This window comes from Variovorax sp. GW460-12-1-14-LB1, assembly GCF_059423605.1.
In genome coordinates this window covers 1-21,275 of the sequence record NZ_JBWKYF010000080.1, presented here as the reverse complement: position 1 = coordinate 21,275, position 21,275 = coordinate 1, and the positions used below count along the sequence as shown (strand labels likewise).

Below are 21,275 nucleotides of genomic sequence, written 5' to 3'. Positions count from 1 at the left end.
CATCGCGGCGCGGGAAGGGCGCAGGCCGTATCCCTCCCGCTGGCGCGGTGGGACGGGTTGGTCTAGCCTTGCGTCTGCTACCTCGAACAACCCTCTTTTCAGGACATGGCCATGAAACGCATCGGCATGCTCGTCTTCCCCGGTTTCCAGATCCTCGACCTCGCTGCCATTGCCGCGTTCGAGCTCGCGAACATCCACGCCGGCAAGCAGGTCTACCAGGTCGAGCTGCTGTCGGAAGAGGGCGGCCCCGTGACCAGCTCGTCGGGCGTGGTCACCGACAGCAAGCGCTTCGGCACGGGGAAGTTCGACACGCTGGTGATGAGCGGCGCGCTCTTCATCGCGCCCACGTCCGAGAAGATGTGCCGCTTCCTGCGCGCGGGGCTGCGCAACGCGCGCCGCGTGACCAGCATCTGCACCGGCGCCTTCGGGCTGGCGGATGCGGGCCTGCTCGACGGACGCCGGGCGACCACGCACTGGTCCTTTGCGGGCGAGCTGCAGAAGCGCCATCCGGCCGTCAAGGTGCAGCCCGACCGCATCTTCATCAACGACGGGCCGGTGTGGACCTCGGCCGGCATGACGGCGGGCATCGACCTCGTGCTGGCCCTGGTGGAAGAAGACCTCGGCCTGGAGGCGGCACGGTTCGCGGCGAGGAAACTGGTCGTGTACCACCGCCGCGCGGGCGGGCAGTCGCAGCATTCCGCGCTGCTCGAGCTGGCACCCAAGTCGGACCGCATCCAGAAGGCGCTGGTGCATGCGCGCGCCAACCTGCGCGAGACGCTGTCGGTGGACGAACTGGCCGAGGTCGTGCACCTCAGCCCGCGCCAGTTCAGCCGCGCCTTCAAGGCCGAGACCGGGCAGTCGCCGGCGCACGCGGTCGAGAACCTGCGCGTGGAGGCGGCACGCGCGCTGATCGACGAGGGCAGCCTCGCGCTCGGCGTGGTCGCGCGCGAAACGGGCTTCGGCGACCCCGAGCGCATGCGCCGCGCCTTCCTGCGCACGCTGGGGCATCCGCCGCAAAGCGTGCGCCGCGTGGCCCGTCGGGAGGCTGCGGCGGCTTGAGCAGCGCATGTCCTGAAAGGTGGCTTATATGACATTTACGCCATAGCCTTGCAGGAAGAGACTTCTCCCCACGGCCACACACCCGTGGCGACGAAGGAAACTCCATGACTGCAACTCAAGCAAATCCGAACAAGGGCACCGCCCTCATCACCGGCGCGTCGTCGGGCATCGGCGCCGTGTATGCGGACCGTCTCGCGCGACGCGGCTTCGACCTGATCCTGGTGGCGCGCAACCGCGAGCGCCTCGCCGCACTGGCCGCGAAGCTCTCGGACGAGACCGGGCGCAAGGTCGAGGTTCTTCCGGCCGACCTGTCCGACCGGAAGGACATCGCGTCCGTGGAAGCCGTGCTGCGCACTCGCGGCGACATCACCCTGCTGGTGAACAACGCCGGCTTCGGCGCCGCCGGGCCGCTGCTCGGCTCGGACATCGACAAGATGGAGGAGATGATCGAGCTCAACGTGAGCGCGCTCACGCGGCTCACCTACGCGGCTGTGCCCGGTTTCGTCGAACGCGGCGGCGGCACGCTGGTGAACATCGCCTCCATCGTGGCGATCTCGCCCGAGACGCTCAACGGCGTGTACGGCGGCACCAAGGCCTTCGTGCTGGCGCTGAGCCAGTCGCTGCAGCACGAGCTGAAGGACAAGGGCGTGCGCGTGCAGGCGGTGCTGCCCGGTGCGACAGCCACCGAGTTCTGGGGCGTTGCGGGCGTGCCGATGGCGCACCTGCCCAAGGAGATCGTGATGACGGCGCAGGACATGGTCGATGCCGCCCTTGCGGGGCTCGATCAGGGCGAGCAGGTCACGATTCCGGCGTTGCCCGACCTCGCCGAGTGGGATGCGTTCGATGCGGCGCGGCGTGCGATGTCGGGCCGGTTGTCGAGCACGGTTCCCGCCGCGCGCTACCTGGCGAACGGGGCGGATGCGGCGGCGCGGGCATGACACCTGTGCCTGCGTGGCTGTGGGCGGCGAGCAGGGCTCGCTGAGCCCCGACGCTTAAAATCTCCACCCCGCAGCAGGGCGTCCCGGCCTGCTGCGGGGTTTTGCTTTTCCGGGGCCATGTAGAGGACCACCATGTACAAAAACCTCGCGGGCCGCGCCGTTCTGGCGTGGGTGACCGCCTGTTTTTTATCCCCCGCCTTTTCACAGACCGCACCGCCGAAGCCGCCCCTGGCCAAGGACGCGCTGAAGGTCGGCTTTGTCTACGTCACGCCGGTCACCGATGCCGGCTGGGTGCGCCAGCATGAAGAAGGCCGCAAGGCCGTCGAGGCCGCACTGGGCCCCCGCGTGAACACCGTCTTCGTCGAGAACGTGCCTGAGGGCGCCGACGCCGAACGCGTGATCCGCGACCTTGCGCAGCAGGGCAGCCAGCTGATCTTCACGCCCAGCTTCGGCTACATGGAGCCGACACTGAAGGTCGCGAAGGACTTCCCGGGCGTGAAGTTCGAATCGATCACCGGCTACAAGACCGCGCCCAACGTCGCCACCGCCAACGCCCGCTACTACGAAGGCCGCTATCTCGCGGGCATCGCGGCCGGGCGCATGACGAAGACGAACGTGGCCGGCTACGTCGCGGGCTTTCCGATTCCCGAGGTGCTGCAGGGCATCAACGCCTTCACGCTCGGCATGCGCTCGGTGAACCCGAAGGCCAAGGTGATCGTGGTGTGGCTCAACGAGTGGTTCGATCCGCCGAAGGAGCGCGACGCGGCGATGGCGCTGTTCAACCAGAACGCCGACGTGCTCGCCTTCCACACCGGCTCCACCGCCGTGATGGCCGCCGCCCAGGAGCGCGGCAAGATGGCCGTGGCCTACCACTCCGACATGCGCAAGATCGCGCCCGACGCGCAGATCGTCGCGGTCACGCACCAGTGGGGCGGCTACTACACGCAGCGCGCCCGCGCGGTGCTCGACGGCACCTGGAAGAGCGGCAACCTCTGGGGCGGCGTGAAGGAAGGAATGATCCGCGTCGGCGACTTCGGCACCAAGGTGCCCAAGGCCGTGCAGGACGAGGTGCTGGCGCGGCAGAAGGACATCGCGGCGGGCAAGCTGCAGCCGTTCCGCGCGGTGGCGGCCGAAGTGCGCGACAACGAAGGCCGCGTCGCGATCGCCAAGGGCGCGCAGCTGAGCGACGAACAGATCCTGCAGATGAACTGGCTGGCCGAGGGCGTGCAGGGGCGGGTGACGCGCTGAGCGCGGCCTTTTGTCCTGCCTGAAGAGAGCGTTGCGCGTATAGCACTCATACGCGCAGGGCAATTCCCGCCGTCCGGGGCTGGATTACTCTCCGAATCCACGATGAAAAAAGCCTACCGCGCCTCCCTCCTGCGATTCGACGCCGCCGGCCTGCCTGTCTTCGACGAGGACGGCCTGCTGGTCGTCGCCCCCGACAGCACCGGCCGCCAACGCGTGCTCGACGCCGGCAGCCATGCCGATGTGTCGCAGCGCCATGCCGGCGCCCACACCACCCACCTGCCGGGCCGCATCCTGGCGCCGGGCTTCGTGGACATGCACGTGCATTACCCGCAGACCGACATCATCGGCGCGCCCGCCGCCGGCCTGCTGCCCTGGCTCGAGAACTACACCTTCCCGGCCGAAAGCAAGTTCGCCGACCCCGCGCACTCGCGCGTGGTGGCCGACGTGTTCTTCGACGAGCTGCTGCGCAACGGCGTGACCACCTCGCTGACCTTCGCGACCTCGCACGTCGCCTCGGTCGACGCCTTCTTCGAGAGCGCGCAGCGCCGCCAGCTGCGCATGATCACCGGCAAGGTGCTGCAGGACCGCAACTCGCCCGACGGCGTGCGCGACGACACCGAGCAGAGCCTGGTCGACACCGAGGCGCTGATCCGCAAGTGGCACAACGTCGATCGTCTGGGCTACGCCATCACGCCGCGCTTTGCGCCCACCAGCACCGACGCGCAGATGCGCGGCGCCGGCGAGCTGGCCGCGACGTACGGCGACACCTGGATCCAGTCGCACGTGGCCGAGAACCGCGACGAGGTGAAGTGGGCGCGCGAGCTGTACCCCAAGTCGCGCTCCTACCTGGACGTGTACGCCGACTTCGGCCTGCTGCGCGAACGCGCCGTGTACGCCCACTGCATCTACCTGGACGACACCGACCGTGCGCTCATGCACGAGACCAAGACGGCCGCCGCCGTGAGCCCCACGAGCAACCTGTTCCTGGGCAGCGGCTTCTTCGACTTCGGCGCGGCCGACCGCCTCGAGCAACCCTACGGCCTGGCCAGCGACGTGGGCGGCGGCACCAGCTTCAGCCCCTTCCACACCATGCTGGCCGCGTACTACGTGGGCCGCGAGGGCCAGACCAAGACCGGCCTGAGCATCGCGCCCTCGCGGCTGTGGTGGCACCACACCGGCGGCGCCGCGCGTTCGCTGGGGCTCGACGGCGTGGTCGGCAACCTGCAGCCGGGCTGCGAGGCCGACTTCCTGGTGCTGAACCCGTCCGCCACGCCGCTGCTGGCGCGCAAGACCTCGCTGGCCAACAACCTCGAAGAGCTGCTGTTCGCGATGATCGTGCTGGGCGACGACCGGCTGGTCGAGCGCACGGTGATTTCGCAGGCGGGCTGAGCGGCGCCTGCGGGGGGAGGGCGCGCAGGGCGCCCATGCCACAATTCGGCCCCGATTTCCCCCGCAGCAGCATCAGCGAGCGCATATGAGCATCAAGAGCGACAAATGGATCCGGCGCATGGCCGAGAACGAAGGAATGATCGATCCCTTCGAACCGGGCCAGGTGCGCGAGAACGACGGCCACAAGATCATCAGCTACGGCACCTCGAGCTACGGCTACGACATCCGGTGCGCGCCCGAGTTCAAGGTCTTCACCAACATCCACAGCACGGTGGTCGACCCGAAGAACTTCGACGAGAAGAGCTTCGTCGACATGCACGGCGACTACTGCATCATCCCGCCCAACAGCTTCGCGCTGGCGCGCACGGTGGAGTACTTCCGCATCCCGCGCAACGTGCTGACCATCTGCCTGGGCAAGAGCACCTATGCGCGCTGCGGCATCATCGTCAATGTGACCCCGTTCGAGCCCGAGTGGGAAGGCTACGTGACGCTGGAGTTCAGCAACACCACGCCGCTGCCCGCCAAGATCTACGCGGGCGAAGGCTGCGCCCAGGTGCTGTTCTTCGAGAGCGACGAGGTCTGCGAGACCAGCTACAAGGACCGCGGCGGCAAGTACCAGGGACAGCGCGGCGTCACGCTGCCCAAGACCTGACAGCCTGATACAGGCATCCTGACCGCCGGTTACGTTCCGGGCGGCCGGGCCAAGTACCATCCTGCGACGTTCCGGCAAATACACCGTTCAGCAAGCCGGCAAGGAGACTGCGATGAGATGGGAAGGCAACGAACAATCCGACAACGTCGAAGACCGCCGTGACGGTGGGGGCGGCGGTGGTGGGGGCGGCCTGTTTGGCGGCCGCAGCATCGGCATCGGCACCATCGCGGTCGCGCTCATCGCAGGCTGGGTCTTCGGCATCAACCCGCTCACCGTGTTAGGCCTGCTCAGCGGCGGTGGCGACCCGGTCCAAGTGCAGCAACAGCAAGGCCCGGCGCCCAAGCCGCCCACCGGCGACCGCGAGGCGGCTTTCGTCTCCACCGTGCTGAAGAACACCGAGGTGGTCTGGACCGATCTGTTCCGCAAGAACGGCGGCAACTACCAGGCACCCCGGCTCGTGCTGTTCCGCGGCGCCACGCCCACGGCCTGCGGCACCGGTCAATCGGCCATGGGGCCGTTCTACTGCCCGGGCGACAAGAAGGTCTACATCGACCTGGCGTTCTACGACACCCTGAAGAACCAGCTCGGCGCACCCGGCGAGTTTGCGCAGGCCTACGTCATCGCGCACGAGGTGGGCCATCACGTGCAGGACGAACTCGGTATCACCGCCAAGGTCGACGGCATGCGCGGGCGCCTGAGCCAGTCGCAGAACAACGCCATCAGCGTGCGCGTCGAGCTGCAGGCCGACTGCTTCGCGGGCGTGTGGGCGCACCACTCGCAGGAATCGAAGAAGTGGCTCGACCCGGGCGACATCGAGGCCGCCATGAACGCCGCGCAGAAGATCGGCGACGACGCCCTGCAGCGCTCGGCGGGTCGCGCCGTGGTGCCCGACAGCTTCACCCACGGCTCCAGTGCACAGCGCCAACGCTGGTTCGGCACGGGCTACCAGACGGGTGAAATGAAGTCCTGCGACACCTTCAACGCGCGCAATCTGTAAAGATTGTCTCCCGAGAGCCCCGAGTTCATTGGGGTCTTTGCTATTTAATAAATAGCAATTCGGCCTGCGCGGATGTTGTCGTTTCGTTGTCACTGCCGTTTTTTGCGGCAGTGCGACAATAGAAGGCTCAATGACAATGTCCTTCTCCAATCTTTCGCTGGCAGAACCGCTGGCCCGCGCCGTGGCCGAAATGGGCTACGAGACCATGACGCCCATCCAGGCACAGGCCATTCCGGTCGTGCTTTCAGGCCAGGACGTGATGGGCGCCGCGCAGACCGGCACCGGCAAGACGGCAGCGTTTTCGCTGCCCTTGCTGCAGCGCATGCTCAAGCACGAAAACGCCTCCACCTCGCCCGCGCGGCATCCGGTGCGTGCGCTGGTGCTGCTGCCCACGCGTGAACTGGCCGACCAGGTCGCGCAACAGGTCAAGCTGTACGCCAAGTACACCAACCTGCGCAGCACGGTCGTGTTCGGCGGCATCGACATGAAGCCCCAGACGCTGGAGCTGAAGAAGGGCGTCGAAGTGCTCGTGGCCACGCCGGGCCGTCTGCTCGACCACATCGAAGCCAAGAACGCGGTGCTCAACCAGGTCGAATACGTCGTGCTCGACGAGGCCGACCGCATGCTCGACATCGGCTTCCTGCCCGACCTGCAGCGCATCCTGAGCTACCTGCCCAAGCAGCGCACCACGCTGCTGTTCTCGGCCACCTTCTCGCCCGAGATCAAGCGGCTGGCCAGCAGCTACCTGCAGAACCCGGTGACCATCGAAGTGGCGCGGCCGAACGAAACGGCCTCCACCGTCGAACAGCACTTCTACAGCGTCTCCGACGACGACAAGCGCCGTGCGCTCAAGCAGATCGTCAAGCAGCGCGGCATTACGCAGGCCTTCGTGTTCGTCAACAGCAAGCTCGGCTGCGCGCGCCTCGCACGCTCGCTGGAGCGCGACGGTCTGCGTACCACCGCACTGCACGGCGACAAGAGCCAGGACGAACGCCTGAAGGCGCTCGCCTCGTTCAAGGCCGGCGAAGTCGACCTGCTGGTGTGCACCGACGTCGCGGCCCGCGGCCTCGACATCAAGGACGTGCCCGCCGTCTTCAACTTCGACATCCCGTTCAACGCCGAAGACTACGTGCACCGCATCGGCCGCACGGGCCGCGCCGGCGCCTCGGGCCTGGCCGTGAGCTTCGCCAGCGGCGGCAACGATGCGCGCCTGGTGGCCGACATCGAGAAGCTGATCAAGAAGAAGATCGAGCTCGAACCCGTCGAGTTCGAAGAAGACCGCCCGCGCGGCCGCATCAACGACGGACGCCGCCACTGGCGTGAAGAAGGCGAAGCCGGCGACGCACGCGACGTGCTCGACCAGCCGCGCGAACGCCGCGAAGCCGACACCCGCCGCAGCATGAGCGGTGGCGGCCGCCCGCACCGTGCGCCGTCGGCGCCGCGCGACCCGTTCTTCGACAAGCCCTACGAATCCGGCGAACGCGAAGCCGCACCGGCCTGGGAAGCGTCGGCCAAGGCCGCGCCCGCACGCGGCATCTCGAGCAACATCAAGAGCAAGCGCAAGGTCGCGGCACTGTTCAAGGCGGCCGAGCCGGGTTGAGCCGGGGTTGCGCGACAGTGAAAGCAGAAAAGCCGGGCATGCCCGGCTTTTTTTCGTCTGCGCTCTGCGCGCTCAGGCCACGCGGAAGTGATGCGTGCCGTCGCGCCCCAGCTGCTCCACCAGCCCGAACTCCCAGTCCAGGTAGCCCTGCATGGCCTCGGCGGGCGCGTCGGTGCCTTCGTAGGGCCGGCGGTAGCGGTCGGTGCGGGCGGTGGCCAGCCGGGTCTCGCCGGTCTCGGCCGGCAGCCCGGCGGCGAACCAGGCGGTGTTGCCGCCCGTGAGCACCTGCACCTCCACGTCGCGCTGGCCGCGTGCGTCGAGCAGGGCGCGCAGGTCGGCGGCGGCGTAGCGCGCCAGCAGGCTGCTGCCGCAGGTCAGCACGTAGCGCGGCGCGGACGGAATGGCCTTGTGGTCGATCGCCTGCGCCAGCTGTGCGCGGATCGCGTACCAGGCGCCGGGAATGTGGCGCTTCACGTAGTTGGCGCTCGTGGTCACGTCGATCACGGCGGTGGCGGGCTGCTGCTTCAGCAACTCGGCCAAGGCTTGGGGTGCGATCTCGGTGACCGTGACGGCGACGGGCGGGTAGGCCGACGTCGGCGTGCCGGTTTCGCTGAGCGCAGCGGCTGGCGGCACCGCATCGGGCACGTACACCTCCCAGCCCATCTGCGCGAGCCATGAGGCGCTCATCGATGCGCGCACGCCGTCGTCGTCGGCCAGCACGATACGTGCGCCGCGCACCGGCACCTGGTGGTCGGTTTCCTGCACGAGCTGCCCGCCGGGCGCGCTCGCGAAGCCGGGCAGGTGGCCGGCGGTGTATTCCTCGGGCGTGCGCACGTCGAAGCGGTACACGGTGCGGCCCGGGGCCTCGAGCGTGCCGAGTGCGTCGAGGGCGATGCGGTGCACGCCCGCGGCGTCGGCCACGCGGCGCGCATCGGTTTGCGCCTGCGCGCGGTTCGCCTCAGACACTGCAGCCGGCGCCTGCCGGCCCGCGCCGTGGTCGAGCACCTGGCCCGCGAGCTTCCAGCCGATGGTGCCGTTGCGCAGTGCGGCCACCGGGTTCGGGATGCCCGCGTTCACGAGCGACTGCGTGCCGATGATGCTGCGCGTGCGGCCCGCGCAGTTCACGATCACGCGCGTGGCCGGGTCGGGTGCGAGTTCGCGCACGCGCAGCACCAACTCCGCGCCTGGCACGCTGGTGGCCGAGGGGATGCTCATGGTCTGGTATTCGTCGAAGCGGCGCGCGTCGAGCACGACCACGTCGGCGCGGCTGTCGATGAGCGCCTTCACCTCGGGCGCCGACAGCGACGGCGTGTGGCGCTCGTGCTCGACCAGCTCGCCGAAGGACTTGCTCGGCACGTTGACGTCGCGGAACAGCTCGCCGCCCGCCGCGCGCCAGCCTTCGAGGCCGCCGTCGAGCAGGTGCACGTTGGTGTAGCCGAGCGCGGCGAAGGTGCGTGCCGCCAGCGGTGCGAGATCGACACCGTCGTGCACGCCGTACAACACGATGAAGGTGTCGCGTCGCGGAATGCGCCGCCACGCTTCGATCTCGATGCGCGACAGCGGCAGGTTGGCGGCCCACAGCGGATGCTCCTGGGCGAAGGGGTCTTCCTCGCGCAGGTCGAGCAGCGCGGTCTCCTCGCGCGCGATCAGCCGTTCGCGCAGCGCGGCGAAGGGCAGCAGGGGAAAGGATGCGGTGGTAGCAGTCGTCGTCATGCGGCAGTGTTTCGGAGTTCGGCTGAGCGGTCCCACAGGTTGGGCAGCAGCGTGTTGGAGTAGCCGGAGACGAAGGGCTTGCGCCCGCCTTCGGCCGGATAGGTGTGGCGGCGCACGGCGCCGATGTTGGCGCCGTACACGTGGATGCTGATCGACACGCGGTCGGCGTGCGCGTTGTGCACGCGGTGCAGGTCGCCCACGGTGGGCGACACGGCCTCGACATGCCCCGCGTCGAGCCGCACCGGCGCGCCCTGGGGCCGCGCGGTGCCGTCGGCGTCGAGCGCATAAGGCTGGCTGTACTCGGCGCCGCGCAGCATGCCGATGAGGCCCCACACCGTGTGGTCGTGGATCGGCGTGGCCTGGCCCGACCCCCAGACGAAGCTCACGACCGAGAAGCGCTCGGTGCTGTCGGCGTGCAGCAAAAACTGCTGGTAGTAGATCGGGTCGGCCACGGCGAAGGCGTCGGGCAGCCAGTCGTCGCGCGCCACCAGCGTGCGCAGCAGCGCGCCGCCTTCGGACAGGATGCGCGGCTCGTCGGGCCGGCTGTCGAGCAGCCGGCCGAAGGCGCCGACGAAATCGCGCAGCGGAGCAATCATGCGGGGCGTTTCCAGAGTTGGGTGTCGGTGATCGCGCGCACATCCACGCGTGTGGGAAGGATACCGTCACGCGCCGAGCGGTCGGCCACAGTTTGCAGCGCGGCGATGTCGGCCTCGCTCACGGGCCGCCCCGCCACCGAGGCGCGCGCCGTGATGAGGCGCGCCGACGCGATCGGCAGCCGCGTGAGCTGGCTGTAGGCCTGCGCATAGGCCTCGGGGTTGGCCAGCGCCCAGTCGCCCGCGCGGGCGAGCCGCTCGAGAAACTGCACGATGGCCGCGCGCCGGGCCGGGTCGGCCAGCGAATGCTCGCTCGCGGTGATGAAGCCCAGCGCCGTGTTGATGCCGCGCCCGTCGCGCAGAATGCGCCCGCCCTGCTGCAGCGCGATCGCGTAGTAGGGGTCGAAGATGGCCCAGGCGTCGATCTGCTTCGACGCGAACGCGGCGGCCGCGTCGGTGGGCAGCACGAACTTCACCGTGACCTCGTCGCGCCGCACGCCGGCCTCTTCGAGCGCGCCGTAGAGCTGGTACTGCGAGATGCTGCCGCGCGCTGACGAGACGACCACCGTCTGGCCGCGCAGGTCGGCCACGCGGCGCAGCGGTGAGTCGGGTTGCACCACGATGCCCAGCGACTCGGCCTTGCCCACGCGCGTGGCGACGATCTTCAGCGGCGTCTTGCCGACGGCCGCCGCGAGCACCGGCAGGTCGCCGGCCATCGCGGTGTCGACCGCGGCGCTGCGCTGCGCCTCGAACAGTGGCGCGGCGCCCTGGAAGTTGGCCCAGCGGTAGGCAAAGGGCGCGTCGTCGAGGGCCTTGGAGGCCTCGAACAGCGAGCGCAGACCGCCGGCCTGGTCGCCGAGCACCAGCGTGGCCTGGGGCTGCGCCGCCGCGCGCAACGGGCCGGCCACGGCCAGCGACAACGCAGCGCCTTGCGCGAGCCAGGTGCGGCGAGAAATTGGCAGCGCGCTCATGCCGCACCTCCGAAGGCCTGCAACGCCCGCTGGCCCGCCGCGACCAGGATCGCGTCGTTCTGCGGCGTGTGGATGCGGCTGCACAGCACGTCGCGGTAGTGGCGTTCGAGCGGGTTCTGGCGCGTGAGGCCGTGGTTGCCGCTCAGCTGCAGCGCCAGCTCGACCACGCGGATGGCGTGCGTGGTCACGGTGTGCTTGAGCAGGCCGCTGTCGGTCGCGTGCGGCGTGTGGCCGCCGTCGACCGCGGCGGCGGCGTCGTCGAGCAGCGCGCGGTTGGTGCGCAGCAGCGCCTCGATCTCGCCCACCTGCTCCTGCACGCGCGGCAGGCTGGCCAGCGGCGCGCCCAGGCTGCCGGGTGCGCGCCGGTTCAGGAAGTCGACCAGCCAGTCGCGCGCGGCGCGCGCCACGGCGTCGTAGAGGCTGCCCAGCAGCACGACCATCCAGGCCTGCTGCGCCGCATGGGCGTCGATGTCGGTCTGGCTGCCGGCGCCGGGCGCCCAGTCGGCGGGCGCGCGCAGGTCGACGGCGTGGTCGGCGGCAATGGCGACGTCCTCGAACACCACCTCGTGGCTGCCCGAGGCGCGCAGGCCCAGGTGGTCCCAGCTCGCGATCACGCGGATGCCGGGCGCATCGCGAGGCACCAGGAACACGCCGGTGCGCGGCGCGGCCTCGTCGGTGCGCGCCCAGACCGCGAGCCACGACAGGCCCTCGATGCCGGTCGTGTAGAGCTTGTGGCCGTCGATGCGCCAGCCCTCGGGCGTGCGCCGCGCCACGGTGCCGGGCAGGCCGCCGCGCGCCGGCGAGCCCAGCGCGGGCTCCACGCGCAGCGCGTTGATGAGCGCGCCGTGCGCCACTGCGTCGCGTGCCACGCGCTCGCGCAGGTGTGCGGGCCAGCGGCTCTCGCGGCGCGCGAGCGCCTGGTGCTGCAGGTAGGTCATGGTGAGGATCAGCGCGGTGGCGGGCTCACCGCGTGCCACCGCCGCGATCACGCGGCGCGCCGTGGCCAGCGTGGCGCCACCGCCGCCGTATGCGGCGGGCGCGACGAGGCCGACCAGGCCGTGCGCCTGCAGCGCCTCGAAGTTCTGGCGCGGAAAGGCGCCGCTGCGGTCGTGGTCTTCGGCCGTGGACGCGAACTGGTCCGACAGGCGGGCCAGCACGCTGAGGTCGACGGAGGGCGGGGTGTCTGTTTCGGGAATGGCCGGCGCGCGGCGCAAGGGGAGTGCACTCATGGTGCCCGCACGGTAAAGGCCCGCTGCCAGCGCGCGAAGGATGCATCGCGCATATCCAAATTCGTTTTTCTGCGTTCGTTTTCGGGGCCCGTCTCGGTACGGTCTCGCTTCTCCTCGTGAGTGAGTGAAGAAGAAAGAACACAAGGCATGACACCCGATTTCCCGCTGGACCGACGCCGCCTGTTGCAGGCCGCCGCCGCATGGGGCGTGGCGGCTTCGGGCGTGGCGCAGGCCGCTGCGCCTTCGCGCGACCTGTCGGGCGTGACGCTGCGCGTGGGCACCTACAAGGGCCTGTGGCGCCCGCTGCTCACGGCCTCGGGCCAGGCCGACACGCCCTACAAGATTGATTGGCGCGAGCTCAACAACGGTGTGCTGCACATCGAGGCCATCAACGGCGACGCGCTCGACCTGGGCTCGGGCAGCGAGATCCCGCCGGTGTTCGCGGCGCGGCAGAAGTCGAGCGTGCGGCTCGTGGCCGTGACGCACGAAGACCTCAACAACCAGGCCACGCTGGCGCGCAAGGACGCGCCGATCCGCAGCATCGCCGACCTCAAGGGCAAGCGCGTGGGCTATGTGCGCGCCACCACCTCGCACTACTACCTGGCCAAGCAGCTGGCCGAGGCGGGCCTGTCGTTCGCCGACATCCAGCCCGTGAGCCTCACGCCGGCCGACGGGCTCTCGGCCTTTGCGCGCGGCGACCTCGATGCCTGGGCCATCTACGGCTACAACGGCCAGCTCGCGCGCACCCAGTACGGCGCGCGCACGCTCAAGACCGGCGTGGGCTACCTGTCGGGCAACTTCCCCATCTACGCCAACCCGCGCGCGCTCGACGACACGCTGCGCCGCGCGGCGCTGGGCGACCTGCTGCAGCGCCTGCAACGCGCGTTCGCCTGGATCAACGGCAACTTCCTGGCCTACGCCCGCGCGCAGTCGGCCGAGACGCGCGTGCCCGTGGGCGACCTGGTCGAGCTGTTCAACGGCCGCAGCGGCGACTACAGCCTGGGCCCCGTCACCGATGCCGTGGTGCGCAGCCACCAGGACGTGGCCGACACCTTCCAGAAGATCGGCGTGCTCGACGGCCCGGCCGACGTGAAGCCCCTGTGGGACCGCCGCTTCGAGAACCTGCTGCGGCCGCCCGCTGCCTGACCCCTTCATTCCATCCGCATCCACGAGGACACCATGAGCCAGAACGACGTTGAATTCATCGGCATGATCCAGGGCCAGAAGGTCTCGGAGATCCACGCCGCCAAGGGCCCGGCCATCGACCGCGACTACGTGCGCGCCTTCGCGCAGGCGCACGAGAACGCCGGCTTCGACCGCGTGCTGGTGCCGCACCATTCCACCAGCCCCGACGCCACGCTCACCGTGGCCTACGCGGCCTCGGTGACCGAGCGCATCCACTTCATGCTCGCGCACCGCCCGGGCTTCGTGGCGCCCACGCTCGCGGCGCGGCAGTTCGCGTCGCTCGACCAGTTCAGCGGCGGGCGGCTCGGCGTGCACTACATCTCGGGCGGCTCCGACGAAGAGCAGAAGCGCGACGGCGACTGGCTCGACCACGACCAGCGCTATGCCCGCACCGACGAATACCTCGAGGTGCTGCACAAGGTGTGGACGGCCGAGAAGCCCTTCGACCACGAAGGCGCGCACTACCGTTTCCAGAACGCGTTCTCCGAAGTGAAGCCGGTGCAGACGCGCCACGGCAAGCCGCACGTGCCCGTGTACTTCGGCGGCGCGTCGGAGGCGGCGATCCCGGTCGCGGGCAAGTACGCCGACGTGTACGCGCTGTGGGGCGAGTCGCTCGACCAGGCGCGCGAACTCACGACGCGCGTGCGCGCCGAGGCCGCCAGGCATGGGCGCAGCGTGCGTTTCTCGGTGTCGTTCCGTCCGATCCTGGCGGACACCGAAGAGGCCGCATGGGCGCGCGCCGAGAACATCCTGGCGGAGACGAAACGCCTGCGCGTGGTGCAGGGCTACAACCGCGGCGGCCCGCAGCAAAGCGAAGGCGCCAAGCGCCTGCTGGCTGCGGCCGAGAAGGGTTCGCGCCTGGACAAGCGCCTGTGGACCGCGGTCGCGCAGGAGATCGGCGGGCGCTCCAACAGCACCGCGCTGGTCGGCACGCCCGAGCAGGTCGCCGACGCGCTGCTCGACTACTACGACCTCGGCGTGACGACCTTCCTGATCCGCGGTTTCGATCCGCTCGAAGACGCGACGGACTACGGCCGCGCGCTGATTCCGCGCACGCGCGAACTCGTCGCGCAGCGCCTGCAGTCGCAGCGCAAGGCGGCCTGAGCCATGAGCGCCGTCCTGTCCATCGACCGCCACGCGGCCCAGCCGCTGAAGCTGCACGCGAACCCGCAGCAGAAGCACTGGTTCGACCCCATCCCGCCGCGCCCCACCGTGCAGGCCGAGCGCCGCCACCGGCAGGAGCGCCTGGCGGGCGCCTTCCGCCTGTTCGCGCGCTTCGGCTTCGCGCAGGGCCTGGCGGGCCACATCACGGCGCGCGATCCCGAGCTGACCGACCACTTCTGGGTCAACCCGCTGGGCGTGCACTTCTCGCGCATCAAGGTGTCCGACCTGCTGCTGGTCAATTCGAAAGGCGAGACCGTCGTCGGCGACCGGCCGCTCAACAAGGCCGCCTTCGCCATCCACGCCGCGATCCACGAGCACAACCCGAACATCGTGGCCGCCGCCCACACGCACTCGACCTACGGCAAGGCCTGGTCCACGCTGGGCCGCAAGCTCGACACGCTCACGCAGGACGCCTGCGTGTTCCACGACGACGTGGCGCTGTTCGACGACTTCACCGGCATGGTGGTCGACACCAGCGAGGGCGATCGCATCGCCCGCGCGCTGGGCGACAAGAAGGGCGCCATCCTCAAGAACCACGGCATCCTGACGGCCGGCCCCACCGTGGAGGCCGCCGCGTGGTGGTACATCGCGCTGGACAACGCCTGCCACACGCAGCTGCTGGCCGAGGCGGCGGGCACGCCGCAGCCGATCGACGAGGCCACCGCGCGCCACACGCACGGCCAGATCGGCGGGCCCGAAGGCGCGATCCATTCCTTCGACAGCCTGTACGAAGGCCTGGTCGAGGCCGAACCCGAACTCCTGCTTTGACGATGAACCCCCGGAGCCTTTCCCCGATGAACGCATCCCTTTCTCGCCGCAGCGTGCTGCGCACCGGCGCCGCCGCCGCCGTGGTCGCCTCGGGCGGCCTCATCGCCTCGCAGGCCTTCTCGCAGCAGGCGCGCAAGCTCACCTTCGCCTGGAACGCTGCGGCCTTCTGCCTCTCGCCCGTGGTGGTGGCGCAGGAGCGCGGCTACTTCGAGCGCAACGGCCTGCAGGTGGACCTCATCAACTACACGGGCTCGACCGACCAGCTGCTCGAATCGCTCGCCACCGCCAAGGCCGACGCGGCCGTGGGCATGATCCACCGCTGGCTCAAGCCGCTCGAATCGGGCTTCGACGTGAAGATCGTCGGCAGCTCGCACGGCGGCTGCGTGCGCCTGGTGGGCGCCAAGGACGCGGGCGCCACCAGCCTGGCCAGCCTCAAGGGCAAGATCATCGGCGTGTCGGACATCGCGAGCCCGGGCAAGAACTTCTTCTCGATCCTGCTCGCGAAGAACGGCATCGACGCCGACCGCGACGTCACCTGGCGCCAGTACCCGGCCGACCTGCTCGACATCGCGGTGAAGAAGGGCGAGATCCACGCCATCGCCGACGGCGACCCGAACGTGTACCTGATCGAGAAGCGCAACCAGGGCACCTTCGTCGAGCTCGCGAGCAACCTCTCGGGCGAGTACAAGGACAAGGTCTGCTGCATCGTCGGCGCGCGCGGCGAGCTGGTGCGCAAGGACAAGGCCACCGTCGCCTCGCTGGTGCGCGCCATCGCGCAGGCCTCCGACTACGTGGCCGAGAACCCGAACGAGTCGGCCAAGCTCTTCGCCAAGTACTCGCCCAAGGTGCCGGTCGAAGACCTGCGCGCGCTGCTGGGCACGCTCACGCACAACCACCACCCGCTGGGCCGCAAGCTGCGCGACGAGGTGGAGTTCTACGCGCGCGACTTCCGCGGCGTCGGCGTGCTCAAGAAGACCACCGACCCGGTGCGCTTCGCGGAGCACGTGTCTTTCGATCCGCTGGCATGAGCGCCGTCATCGACCGGGTGCTGGAAGCACCGCCGGCGCCGGGCAGTTGGCGCCGCCCCGGCATCGAGAAGGCCGCGCCGGCCGCCGTGTTCGCGCGTCCCGCCGAAGGCTTCTGGCGCACCGGCGCGCTCGCGAGCGCGGGCTGGATCGCGCTGGGCCTGCTCACCGTCTACTGGCCCAACAAGGCCGTGGGCTTCAGCGACTGGGCCTACACCGACGAATTCGGCATCGCCGCCATCGCCATCGGCGCGCTGCTGCTGCTCGTGGCGTTGCTCGGCACGCGCGCGGGCCGCGTGGCACGCACGCTGCGCCCGGCCGGGCCGTGGCTGGTGGCGCTGCCGGTGCTGTTCGCCCTCTGGGAGATCGCCACCGCGAAGCTCGCGCTGCTGCCCACGCCGTTCTTCGCGCCGCCGCAGAGCCTCATCGAAACCTACATCGACGATTGGCGCCGCCTCGGCGAAAGCCTGGCACATTCGGCGCGGCTGCTCGCCCACGGCTTCGTGCTGGGCGCGCTGGCGGGCTTTCTCACGGGCGTGACCATCGGCTGGTCGCGCATCGCGGGCTACTGGGTGCATCCGGTGCTGCGCTTCGTGGGGCCGGTGCCGGCCTCGGCGCTGCTGCCGCTGGCGTTCTTCTTCTTTCCGTCGAGCTACGCGGCGGCCGTGTTCCTCATCGCGCTGGCCACGGGCTTTCCGGTGGCGGTGCTGACGTGGTCGGGCGTGGCGGGCGTCAATCGCAACTACTACGACGTGGCGCGCACCATGGGCGCGAGCGAGCGCTTCCTGGTGCTGCGCGTGGCCATTCCCGCCGCGCTGCCGCAGGTGTTCGTGGGCCTGTTCATGGGGCTGGGCGCCGCCTTCTCGGTGCTGGTGACGGCCGAGATGATGGGCGTGAAGGCCGGGCTGGGCTTCTACCTGTCGTGGGCGCAGGGCTGGGCCTCGTACTCGAACATGTACGCCGCGCTGATCGTGATGGCGCTGCTGTGCTCGGGCCTGATCACGCTGCTGTTCAAGGTGCGCGACCGCGTGCTGTCGTGGCAGAAGGGGACCGTGAAATGGTAGCCACCGCCGAAGCCAATGTGCGCCAGGCCGGCGCGCAGATCGACATCCAGGGCGTGAGCCACTGGTTCGACGTGCCGGCCGGGCCGCTGCAGGTGCTCGACGACATCGACCTCACGGTGAAGCCCGGCGAGTTCGTCGCGCTGCTCGGGCCGAGCGGTTGCGGCAAGTCGACGCTGCTGCGCCTCGTGGCCGGGCTGGAGCCCGCCACGGCCGGTCGCATCACGCAGGACGGCGCACCCATCACGCGGCCCGATCCGTCGCGCATCGTCGTCTTCCAGGACCCGACGCTCTACCCCTGGCGCAGCGTGTGGGACAACGTGGCGCTCGGCCTGCAGGCGCGCGGCGTGCTCAAGGCGCAGCGCGGGCGGGTCGACGAGGCGCTGAAGCTCGTCGGCCTCACCGACTTTGCCAAGGCCTTTCCGCACCAGCTCTCGGGCGGCATGGCGCAGCGCGTGGCGCTGGCGCGCGCGCTGGTCAACGACCCGCAGTTGCTGGTGCTCGACGAGCCGCTGGGCAAGCTCGACTCGCTCACGCGCATCGCGATGCAGAGCGAGCTGGTCAACCTGTGGCAGCGCGCGGGCTTCTCGGCACTGCTGGTGACGCACGACGTGGAAGAGGCGCTGTTCCTTGCCAACCGCGTGATCGTGCTGAGCGACCGGCCGGCGCGCATCGCGGCGGAGCTCGTGGTCGACCTGCCGTACCCGCGCCACCGCGGCCATGCGCGGTTGGCAGAACTCCGTCACGAAGCGCTGCGCCACCTGGGGCTCGACGCCACCTGGTAGATGTAGCTCGCCCCCAGGCTGCGCGCACTTCGTGTCGCTTCGCCAACCCCCTACCGGGGGCGGGCCGGCCGCTTCGGGCGGCCGTGCGCGGCGGCCCCCTTGAACAGATATGAACGCTCTGCCGGAAGCCGACTGGCTCAATTTCCTGATCGACCTGCTCCAGGGCGCCCAGGTGCAGTTGCTGCGCGTGCTCGATGCGCTCGGCCTCGTGCAAAAGGTGAACGGCCAGCCGGCGTGGCCGTGGGCGCACCGGCTGTCGGGCGAGAACCTGCTGATCGACCTGGGGCAGGCGCGCAGCCTAGCGTGGACGCTGGTGTGCATCGGCGTGGCGCTGTTGCTGCTGTTGATTGCGCTGGTCTGGCGGCGTCCGCGCTGGTACCTGCTCGCGCTGGTGCCGATGCTGCTGATCGCCGCGCCCTGGCCCCACGCGAACGTCGTGCTCGTGCCTGCAACGCCGGCGAGCTTCCACGCCTCACCGACCGGCTTCACGGCCACGTCCATCGCGCAAGGGCGCGTGCTCTACGCGCAGCACTGCGTGAGCTGCCACGGCACCGACGGCAAGGGCGAAGGGCCGCTGGCCGCCTCGCTGGCCGTGTGGCCGCCGAATCTCACGGGCCCGCTGCTGTGGCGCCGCGCCGATGGCGACCTGCTGTGGCGCGTGCTTCACGGCACCGCCACCATGCCCGGCTTCGGCGGCCCGCTCGACGCGGCCGATGCCTGGGCGCTCATCGACTACATGAAGGCGCAGGGTGCGGGCCAGAGCCTGCGTGCGCTGGGCCACTGGCCGCAGCCCGTCGGCCTGCCCGACATGGCGGTGCGCTGCGGCGCGCAGGCGCCCCGGTCGCTCGCGCAGTGGCGCGGGCAGCGCGTGCGCGTCGTGGCGGGCGCGGTCGCGCCCAGCGAAGACCCGCGCCTGGTGACGGTGCAGCTGCTGCCGCCCGGGGCGAGGGCCGCAGGCGTCACTGCCGATTGCGTCGCCGATTCACCGGCCGCGTGGGAGGCGCTGGCGCTCATCGCGGGCACCGACCAGCTCGCGGGCATGCAGCTCATCGCCGACCGCGACGGCTGGCTGCGCGTGCGCGGCCAGCCGGGGCAGGCCGGCTGGTCCGACGACGACCTGCTGTGCCGCAGCGACAGCCCGCCGGCTGCCTTGGTGAAAGGCTCCGTGCTGCCACCCGATGGCCTGGGCGCGCTCATCGCCCGCATGGACGCCGAGCCGGTGCGCTTCGTCAAGGGCGGCTTCATCCACTGATTTCTTTTTCACTGCTTCTACGGAGAACGAACCCATGACCTCACACCTCGACCGATCGCGCCGCCAGCTGCTTGCCGGCGGCCTTGCCGCTGCCACGACCGCCACCTTGCCCGCCTTCGTGCGCGCGCAGGGCCGACCGGTGCTCAAGGCCGGCGACCAGAAGGGCGGGCTGCGCGCGCTGCTCGAAGCGGCGGGTGGGCTCGAAGGCCTGGGCTACGACATCCAGTGGTCGGAGTTCCCGGCCGCTGCGCCGCTGGCCGAGGCGCTCAACGCGGGCGCGGTCGATTCGGGCCCGATCGGCGATGCGCCGCTGATCTTCGCGCTCGCGGCCGGCACGCGCGTCAAGGCGATCGGCGCGAACCGCTCGGACGCCTACGGCACGGCGGTGCTGGTGCGGCCCGATTCACCGCTCAAGAACGCTGCCGAACTCAAGGGCAAGAGCATCGCCACCAACCGCGGCTCCATCGGCCACTACGTCACGCTCAAGGCGATCACCGCGGCGGGGCTGAAGCCCGAGGACGTGAACATCCGCTTCCTCGCGCCGGCCGACGCCAAGCTCGCGCTCACGCAGGGCTCGGTCGATGCCTGGGCCACCTGGGAGCCCTACACCGCGCTGGCCGAAATCAGCCGCCATGCGCGCGTGCTGGTCAGCGGACGCGGCCTGCTGCCGGGGCTGAGCTACCTCGCCGCGACCGACGCCGCCATTGCCGCCAAGCGGCCGGTGCTGCAGGACTTTCTGCAGCGCGTGGTGAAGGCGCAGCGCTGGTCGTACCGCAACGTCGATGCGTTTTCGGCCACGCTGGCGCGCATCATCGGCATTCCGCCCGAGGCGGCAAAGCTGCAGTTCGAGCGCCGCCAGCAGCAGTGGATTCCCATCGACGCGCAGGTCATCGCCGACCAGCAGGGCACGGCCGATTTCTACCGGCAGGTGGGGCTCATCAAGCAGCCGCTCGACGTGAAAGGCACGTTCGACACCGGCTTCGGTGCCACGGCCTAGGGCTGTCGCTCGAGGGCCTGCACGCGGAAGTCCTGCGGCGCAATGCCGTAGGCGCGGCGAAAGGCGCGGCTGAAGTCCGAGGCGCTGCGAAAGCCGGCGCCGTAGGCGATGTCGGTCACCATCACATGCGGGTAGCGCGCCAGGTCGCTCGCCGCCTGGCGCAGCCGCAGGCTGCGGATGTAGCTGCCCAACCCGCCCTCGTGCTGGAACATGCGGTACAGCGTGGGGCGCGGCAGCTGCAGCGCGGCCAGCACGCTCTCGGGCGTGAGGTCGGCGCGGTGCAGGTGCGTCTGCACATGGCGGCGCACGCGGTCGAACATGGCGGCGCGTGCCGCCGCGCGCGCGTTGCCGTCGAAGCCGGCCTGCTTGCCGAAGGCCGACACCACCAGCTGCGCGCCCGTGCGCACCGCACTCTGGGCCGCCGCCGGCGTCATGCCGCCGATGTGGCGCGCCAGCGAGATCGCGTGCCCGGCCGCCAGCCGCGCCAGTGGCGTGATGCAGGCCAGCGTGCGCCCGTGCAGGGCCTCGGGGTCGGGAAAGCTCTCCTGCACCAGCGCGCCGGGCACGAAGAAGGTGTGGACGCGGCAGTCGTGGCGCCGCATGCGCACCGGCTGGTTCATGTCCAGCGCGAGGATGGTGGGCGTGCCGG

Annotated in this window: 20 protein-coding genes; 15 read left to right on the top strand and 5 right to left on the bottom strand. The window is 70.1% G+C overall.

The genetic code is table 11. The features are described from left to right. Positions 1–111 precede the first annotated feature (111 nt). The 7 genes from AC07Y4_RS28095 (at position 112) to AC07Y4_RS28065 (ending at position 7,883) form a co-directional block, all read left to right on the top strand. On the top strand, positions 112–1,059 hold the full coding sequence (locus AC07Y4_RS28095) for a GlxA family transcriptional regulator (protein ID WP_487850088.1): 948 nt from the start codon (positions 112–114) through the stop codon (positions 1,057–1,059). 104 nt (positions 1,060–1,163) lie between these two features. Continuing rightward, entirely contained in the window at positions 1,164–1,997 is an 834-nt protein-coding gene (locus AC07Y4_RS28090) for an SDR family NAD(P)-dependent oxidoreductase (protein WP_487850089.1), read from the top strand. Positions 1,998–2,129: 132 nt separating this feature from the next. Next, positions 2,130–3,245, top strand: a complete 1,116-nt coding sequence (locus tag AC07Y4_RS28085) for a BMP family ABC transporter substrate-binding protein (RefSeq protein WP_487850090.1) — start codon at positions 2,130–2,132, stop codon at positions 3,243–3,245. Between the two features lie 102 nt (positions 3,246–3,347). Then, positions 3,348–4,634, top strand: coding sequence for a guanine deaminase (gene guaD, locus AC07Y4_RS28080; protein ID WP_487850091.1), 1,287 nt, complete (start codon positions 3,348–3,350; stop codon positions 4,632–4,634). Positions 4,635–4,719: 85 nt separating this feature from the next. Then, a complete protein-coding gene (gene dcd / locus AC07Y4_RS28075) occupies positions 4,720–5,286 on the top strand; it encodes a dCTP deaminase (RefSeq protein WP_062477547.1) in 567 nt (188 codons plus the stop codon). A gap of 112 nt (positions 5,287–5,398) precedes the next feature. After that, on the top strand, positions 5,399–6,283 hold the full coding sequence (ypfJ, locus tag AC07Y4_RS28070) for a KPN_02809 family neutral zinc metallopeptidase (RefSeq protein ID WP_487850092.1): 885 nt from the start codon (positions 5,399–5,401) through the stop codon (positions 6,281–6,283). A gap of 130 nt (positions 6,284–6,413) precedes the next feature. Then, positions 6,414–7,883, top strand: a complete 1,470-nt coding sequence (locus AC07Y4_RS28065) for a DEAD/DEAH box helicase (protein ID WP_062477554.1) — start codon at positions 6,414–6,416, stop codon at positions 7,881–7,883. Between the two features lie 72 nt (positions 7,884–7,955). On the opposite strand, the gene AC07Y4_RS28060 is transcribed toward AC07Y4_RS28065, so the two are convergent. The 4 genes from AC07Y4_RS28060 to AC07Y4_RS28045 are packed head-to-tail and all read right to left on the bottom strand — an operon-like array spanning position 7,956 to position 12,389. After that, on the bottom strand, positions 7,956–9,596 hold the full coding sequence (locus tag AC07Y4_RS28060; RefSeq protein WP_487850093.1) for a rhodanese-related sulfurtransferase: 1,641 nt from the start codon (positions 9,594–9,596) through the stop codon (positions 7,956–7,958). Further along, entirely contained in the window at positions 9,593–10,192 is a 600-nt protein-coding gene (locus AC07Y4_RS28055) for a cysteine dioxygenase family protein (protein WP_487850094.1), read from the bottom strand. The genes AC07Y4_RS28060 and AC07Y4_RS28055 overlap by 4 nt, the downstream gene beginning before the upstream one ends. Beyond that, positions 10,189–11,160 carry an ABC transporter substrate-binding protein gene (locus AC07Y4_RS28050; protein ID WP_487850095.1) on the bottom strand — a complete coding sequence of 324 codons (972 nt, stop codon included), beginning with the start codon at positions 11,158–11,160 and terminating at the stop codon, positions 10,189–10,191. Before AC07Y4_RS28050 ends, AC07Y4_RS28055 begins: the two co-directional genes overlap by 4 nt. After that, on the bottom strand, positions 11,157–12,389 hold the full coding sequence (locus tag AC07Y4_RS28045) for an acyl-CoA dehydrogenase family protein (RefSeq protein ID WP_487850096.1): 1,233 nt from the start codon (positions 12,387–12,389) through the stop codon (positions 11,157–11,159). The genes AC07Y4_RS28050 and AC07Y4_RS28045 overlap by 4 nt, the downstream gene beginning before the upstream one ends. Positions 12,390–12,536: 147 nt before the next feature. Between AC07Y4_RS28045 and AC07Y4_RS28040 the strand changes: the two genes are divergently transcribed. From AC07Y4_RS28040 to AC07Y4_RS28005, 8 genes are all read left to right on the top strand, one after another. Next, the gene (locus AC07Y4_RS28040; RefSeq protein ID WP_487850097.1) at positions 12,537–13,535 is read left to right on the top strand and encodes an ABC transporter substrate-binding protein; all 999 of its coding nucleotides are present in this window, start codon (positions 12,537–12,539) and stop codon (positions 13,533–13,535) included. 33 nt (positions 13,536–13,568) lie between these two features. Continuing rightward, positions 13,569–14,678 carry an LLM class flavin-dependent oxidoreductase gene (locus AC07Y4_RS28035; protein ID WP_095744221.1) on the top strand — a complete coding sequence of 370 codons (1,110 nt, stop codon included), beginning with the start codon at positions 13,569–13,571 and terminating at the stop codon, positions 14,676–14,678. Between the two features lie 3 nt (positions 14,679–14,681). After that, a complete protein-coding gene (locus AC07Y4_RS28030) occupies positions 14,682–15,506 on the top strand; it encodes a class II aldolase/adducin family protein (protein ID WP_062482531.1) in 825 nt (274 codons plus the stop codon). A 26-nt stretch (positions 15,507–15,532) separates the two neighbouring features. After that, complete coding sequence (locus AC07Y4_RS28025; RefSeq protein ID WP_062482528.1) at positions 15,533–16,534, top strand: ABC transporter substrate-binding protein; 1,002 nt, start codon at positions 15,533–15,535, stop codon at positions 16,532–16,534. Continuing rightward, positions 16,531–17,595, top strand: coding sequence for an ABC transporter permease (locus tag AC07Y4_RS28020; protein WP_487850098.1), 1,065 nt, complete (start codon positions 16,531–16,533; stop codon positions 17,593–17,595). Before AC07Y4_RS28025 ends, AC07Y4_RS28020 begins: the two co-directional genes overlap by 4 nt. Then, positions 17,589–18,377, top strand: coding sequence for an ABC transporter ATP-binding protein (locus tag AC07Y4_RS28015; RefSeq protein WP_095744224.1), 789 nt, complete (start codon positions 17,589–17,591; stop codon positions 18,375–18,377). Before AC07Y4_RS28020 ends, AC07Y4_RS28015 begins: the two co-directional genes overlap by 7 nt. 109 nt (positions 18,378–18,486) lie before the next feature. Next, positions 18,487–19,629, top strand: a complete 1,143-nt coding sequence (locus tag AC07Y4_RS28010) for a c-type cytochrome (RefSeq protein ID WP_487850099.1) — start codon at positions 18,487–18,489, stop codon at positions 19,627–19,629. A 34-nt stretch (positions 19,630–19,663) separates the two neighbouring features. Continuing rightward, positions 19,664–20,626 (top strand): ABC transporter substrate-binding protein, encoded by a 963-nt coding sequence (locus AC07Y4_RS28005; protein ID WP_487850100.1) that lies wholly within the window; start codon positions 19,664–19,666, stop codon positions 20,624–20,626. Here the strand turns inward: AC07Y4_RS28005 and AC07Y4_RS28000 are convergent. Next, on the bottom strand, positions 20,623–21,275 hold a 653-nt coding region (locus AC07Y4_RS28000), incomplete at its 5' end, for a helix-turn-helix transcriptional regulator (RefSeq protein WP_495275437.1). The genes AC07Y4_RS28005 and AC07Y4_RS28000 overlap by 4 nt on opposite strands.

Coding starts and splice junctions, on each gene's coding strand:
- AC07Y4_RS28060 (WP_487850093.1), bottom strand. CDS start 9,596: ATGACGACGACTGCTACCACCGCATCCTTTCCCCTGCTGCCCTTCGCC.
- AC07Y4_RS28010 (WP_487850099.1), top strand. CDS start 18,487: ATGAACGCTCTGCCGGAAGCCGACTGGCTCAATTTCCTGATCGACCTG.
- AC07Y4_RS28040 (WP_487850097.1), top strand. CDS start 12,537: ATGACACCCGATTTCCCGCTGGACCGACGCCGCCTGTTGCAGGCCGCC.
- ypfJ (WP_487850092.1), top strand. CDS start 5,399: ATGAGATGGGAAGGCAACGAACAATCCGACAACGTCGAAGACCGCCGT.
- AC07Y4_RS28065 (WP_062477554.1), top strand. CDS start 6,414: ATGACAATGTCCTTCTCCAATCTTTCGCTGGCAGAACCGCTGGCCCGC.
- AC07Y4_RS28005 (WP_487850100.1), top strand. CDS start 19,664: ATGACCTCACACCTCGACCGATCGCGCCGCCAGCTGCTTGCCGGCGGC.
- AC07Y4_RS28085 (WP_487850090.1), top strand. CDS start 2,130: ATGTACAAAAACCTCGCGGGCCGCGCCGTTCTGGCGTGGGTGACCGCC.
- guaD (WP_487850091.1), top strand. CDS start 3,348: ATGAAAAAAGCCTACCGCGCCTCCCTCCTGCGATTCGACGCCGCCGGC.
- AC07Y4_RS28025 (WP_062482528.1), top strand. CDS start 15,533: ATGAACGCATCCCTTTCTCGCCGCAGCGTGCTGCGCACCGGCGCCGCC.
- AC07Y4_RS28030 (WP_062482531.1), top strand. CDS start 14,682: ATGAGCGCCGTCCTGTCCATCGACCGCCACGCGGCCCAGCCGCTGAAG.
- AC07Y4_RS28020 (WP_487850098.1), top strand. CDS start 16,531: ATGAGCGCCGTCATCGACCGGGTGCTGGAAGCACCGCCGGCGCCGGGC.
- AC07Y4_RS28050 (WP_487850095.1), bottom strand. CDS start 11,160: ATGAGCGCGCTGCCAATTTCTCGCCGCACCTGGCTCGCGCAAGGCGCT.
- AC07Y4_RS28015 (WP_095744224.1), top strand. CDS start 17,589: ATGGTAGCCACCGCCGAAGCCAATGTGCGCCAGGCCGGCGCGCAGATC.
- AC07Y4_RS28035 (WP_095744221.1), top strand. CDS start 13,569: ATGAGCCAGAACGACGTTGAATTCATCGGCATGATCCAGGGCCAGAAG.
- AC07Y4_RS28055 (WP_487850094.1), bottom strand. CDS start 10,192: ATGATTGCTCCGCTGCGCGATTTCGTCGGCGCCTTCGGCCGGCTGCTC.
- AC07Y4_RS28090 (WP_487850089.1), top strand. CDS start 1,164: ATGACTGCAACTCAAGCAAATCCGAACAAGGGCACCGCCCTCATCACC.
- dcd (WP_062477547.1), top strand. CDS start 4,720: ATGAGCATCAAGAGCGACAAATGGATCCGGCGCATGGCCGAGAACGAA.
- AC07Y4_RS28045 (WP_487850096.1), bottom strand. CDS start 12,389: ATGAGTGCACTCCCCTTGCGCCGCGCGCCGGCCATTCCCGAAACAGAC.
- AC07Y4_RS28095 (WP_487850088.1), top strand. CDS start 112: ATGAAACGCATCGGCATGCTCGTCTTCCCCGGTTTCCAGATCCTCGAC.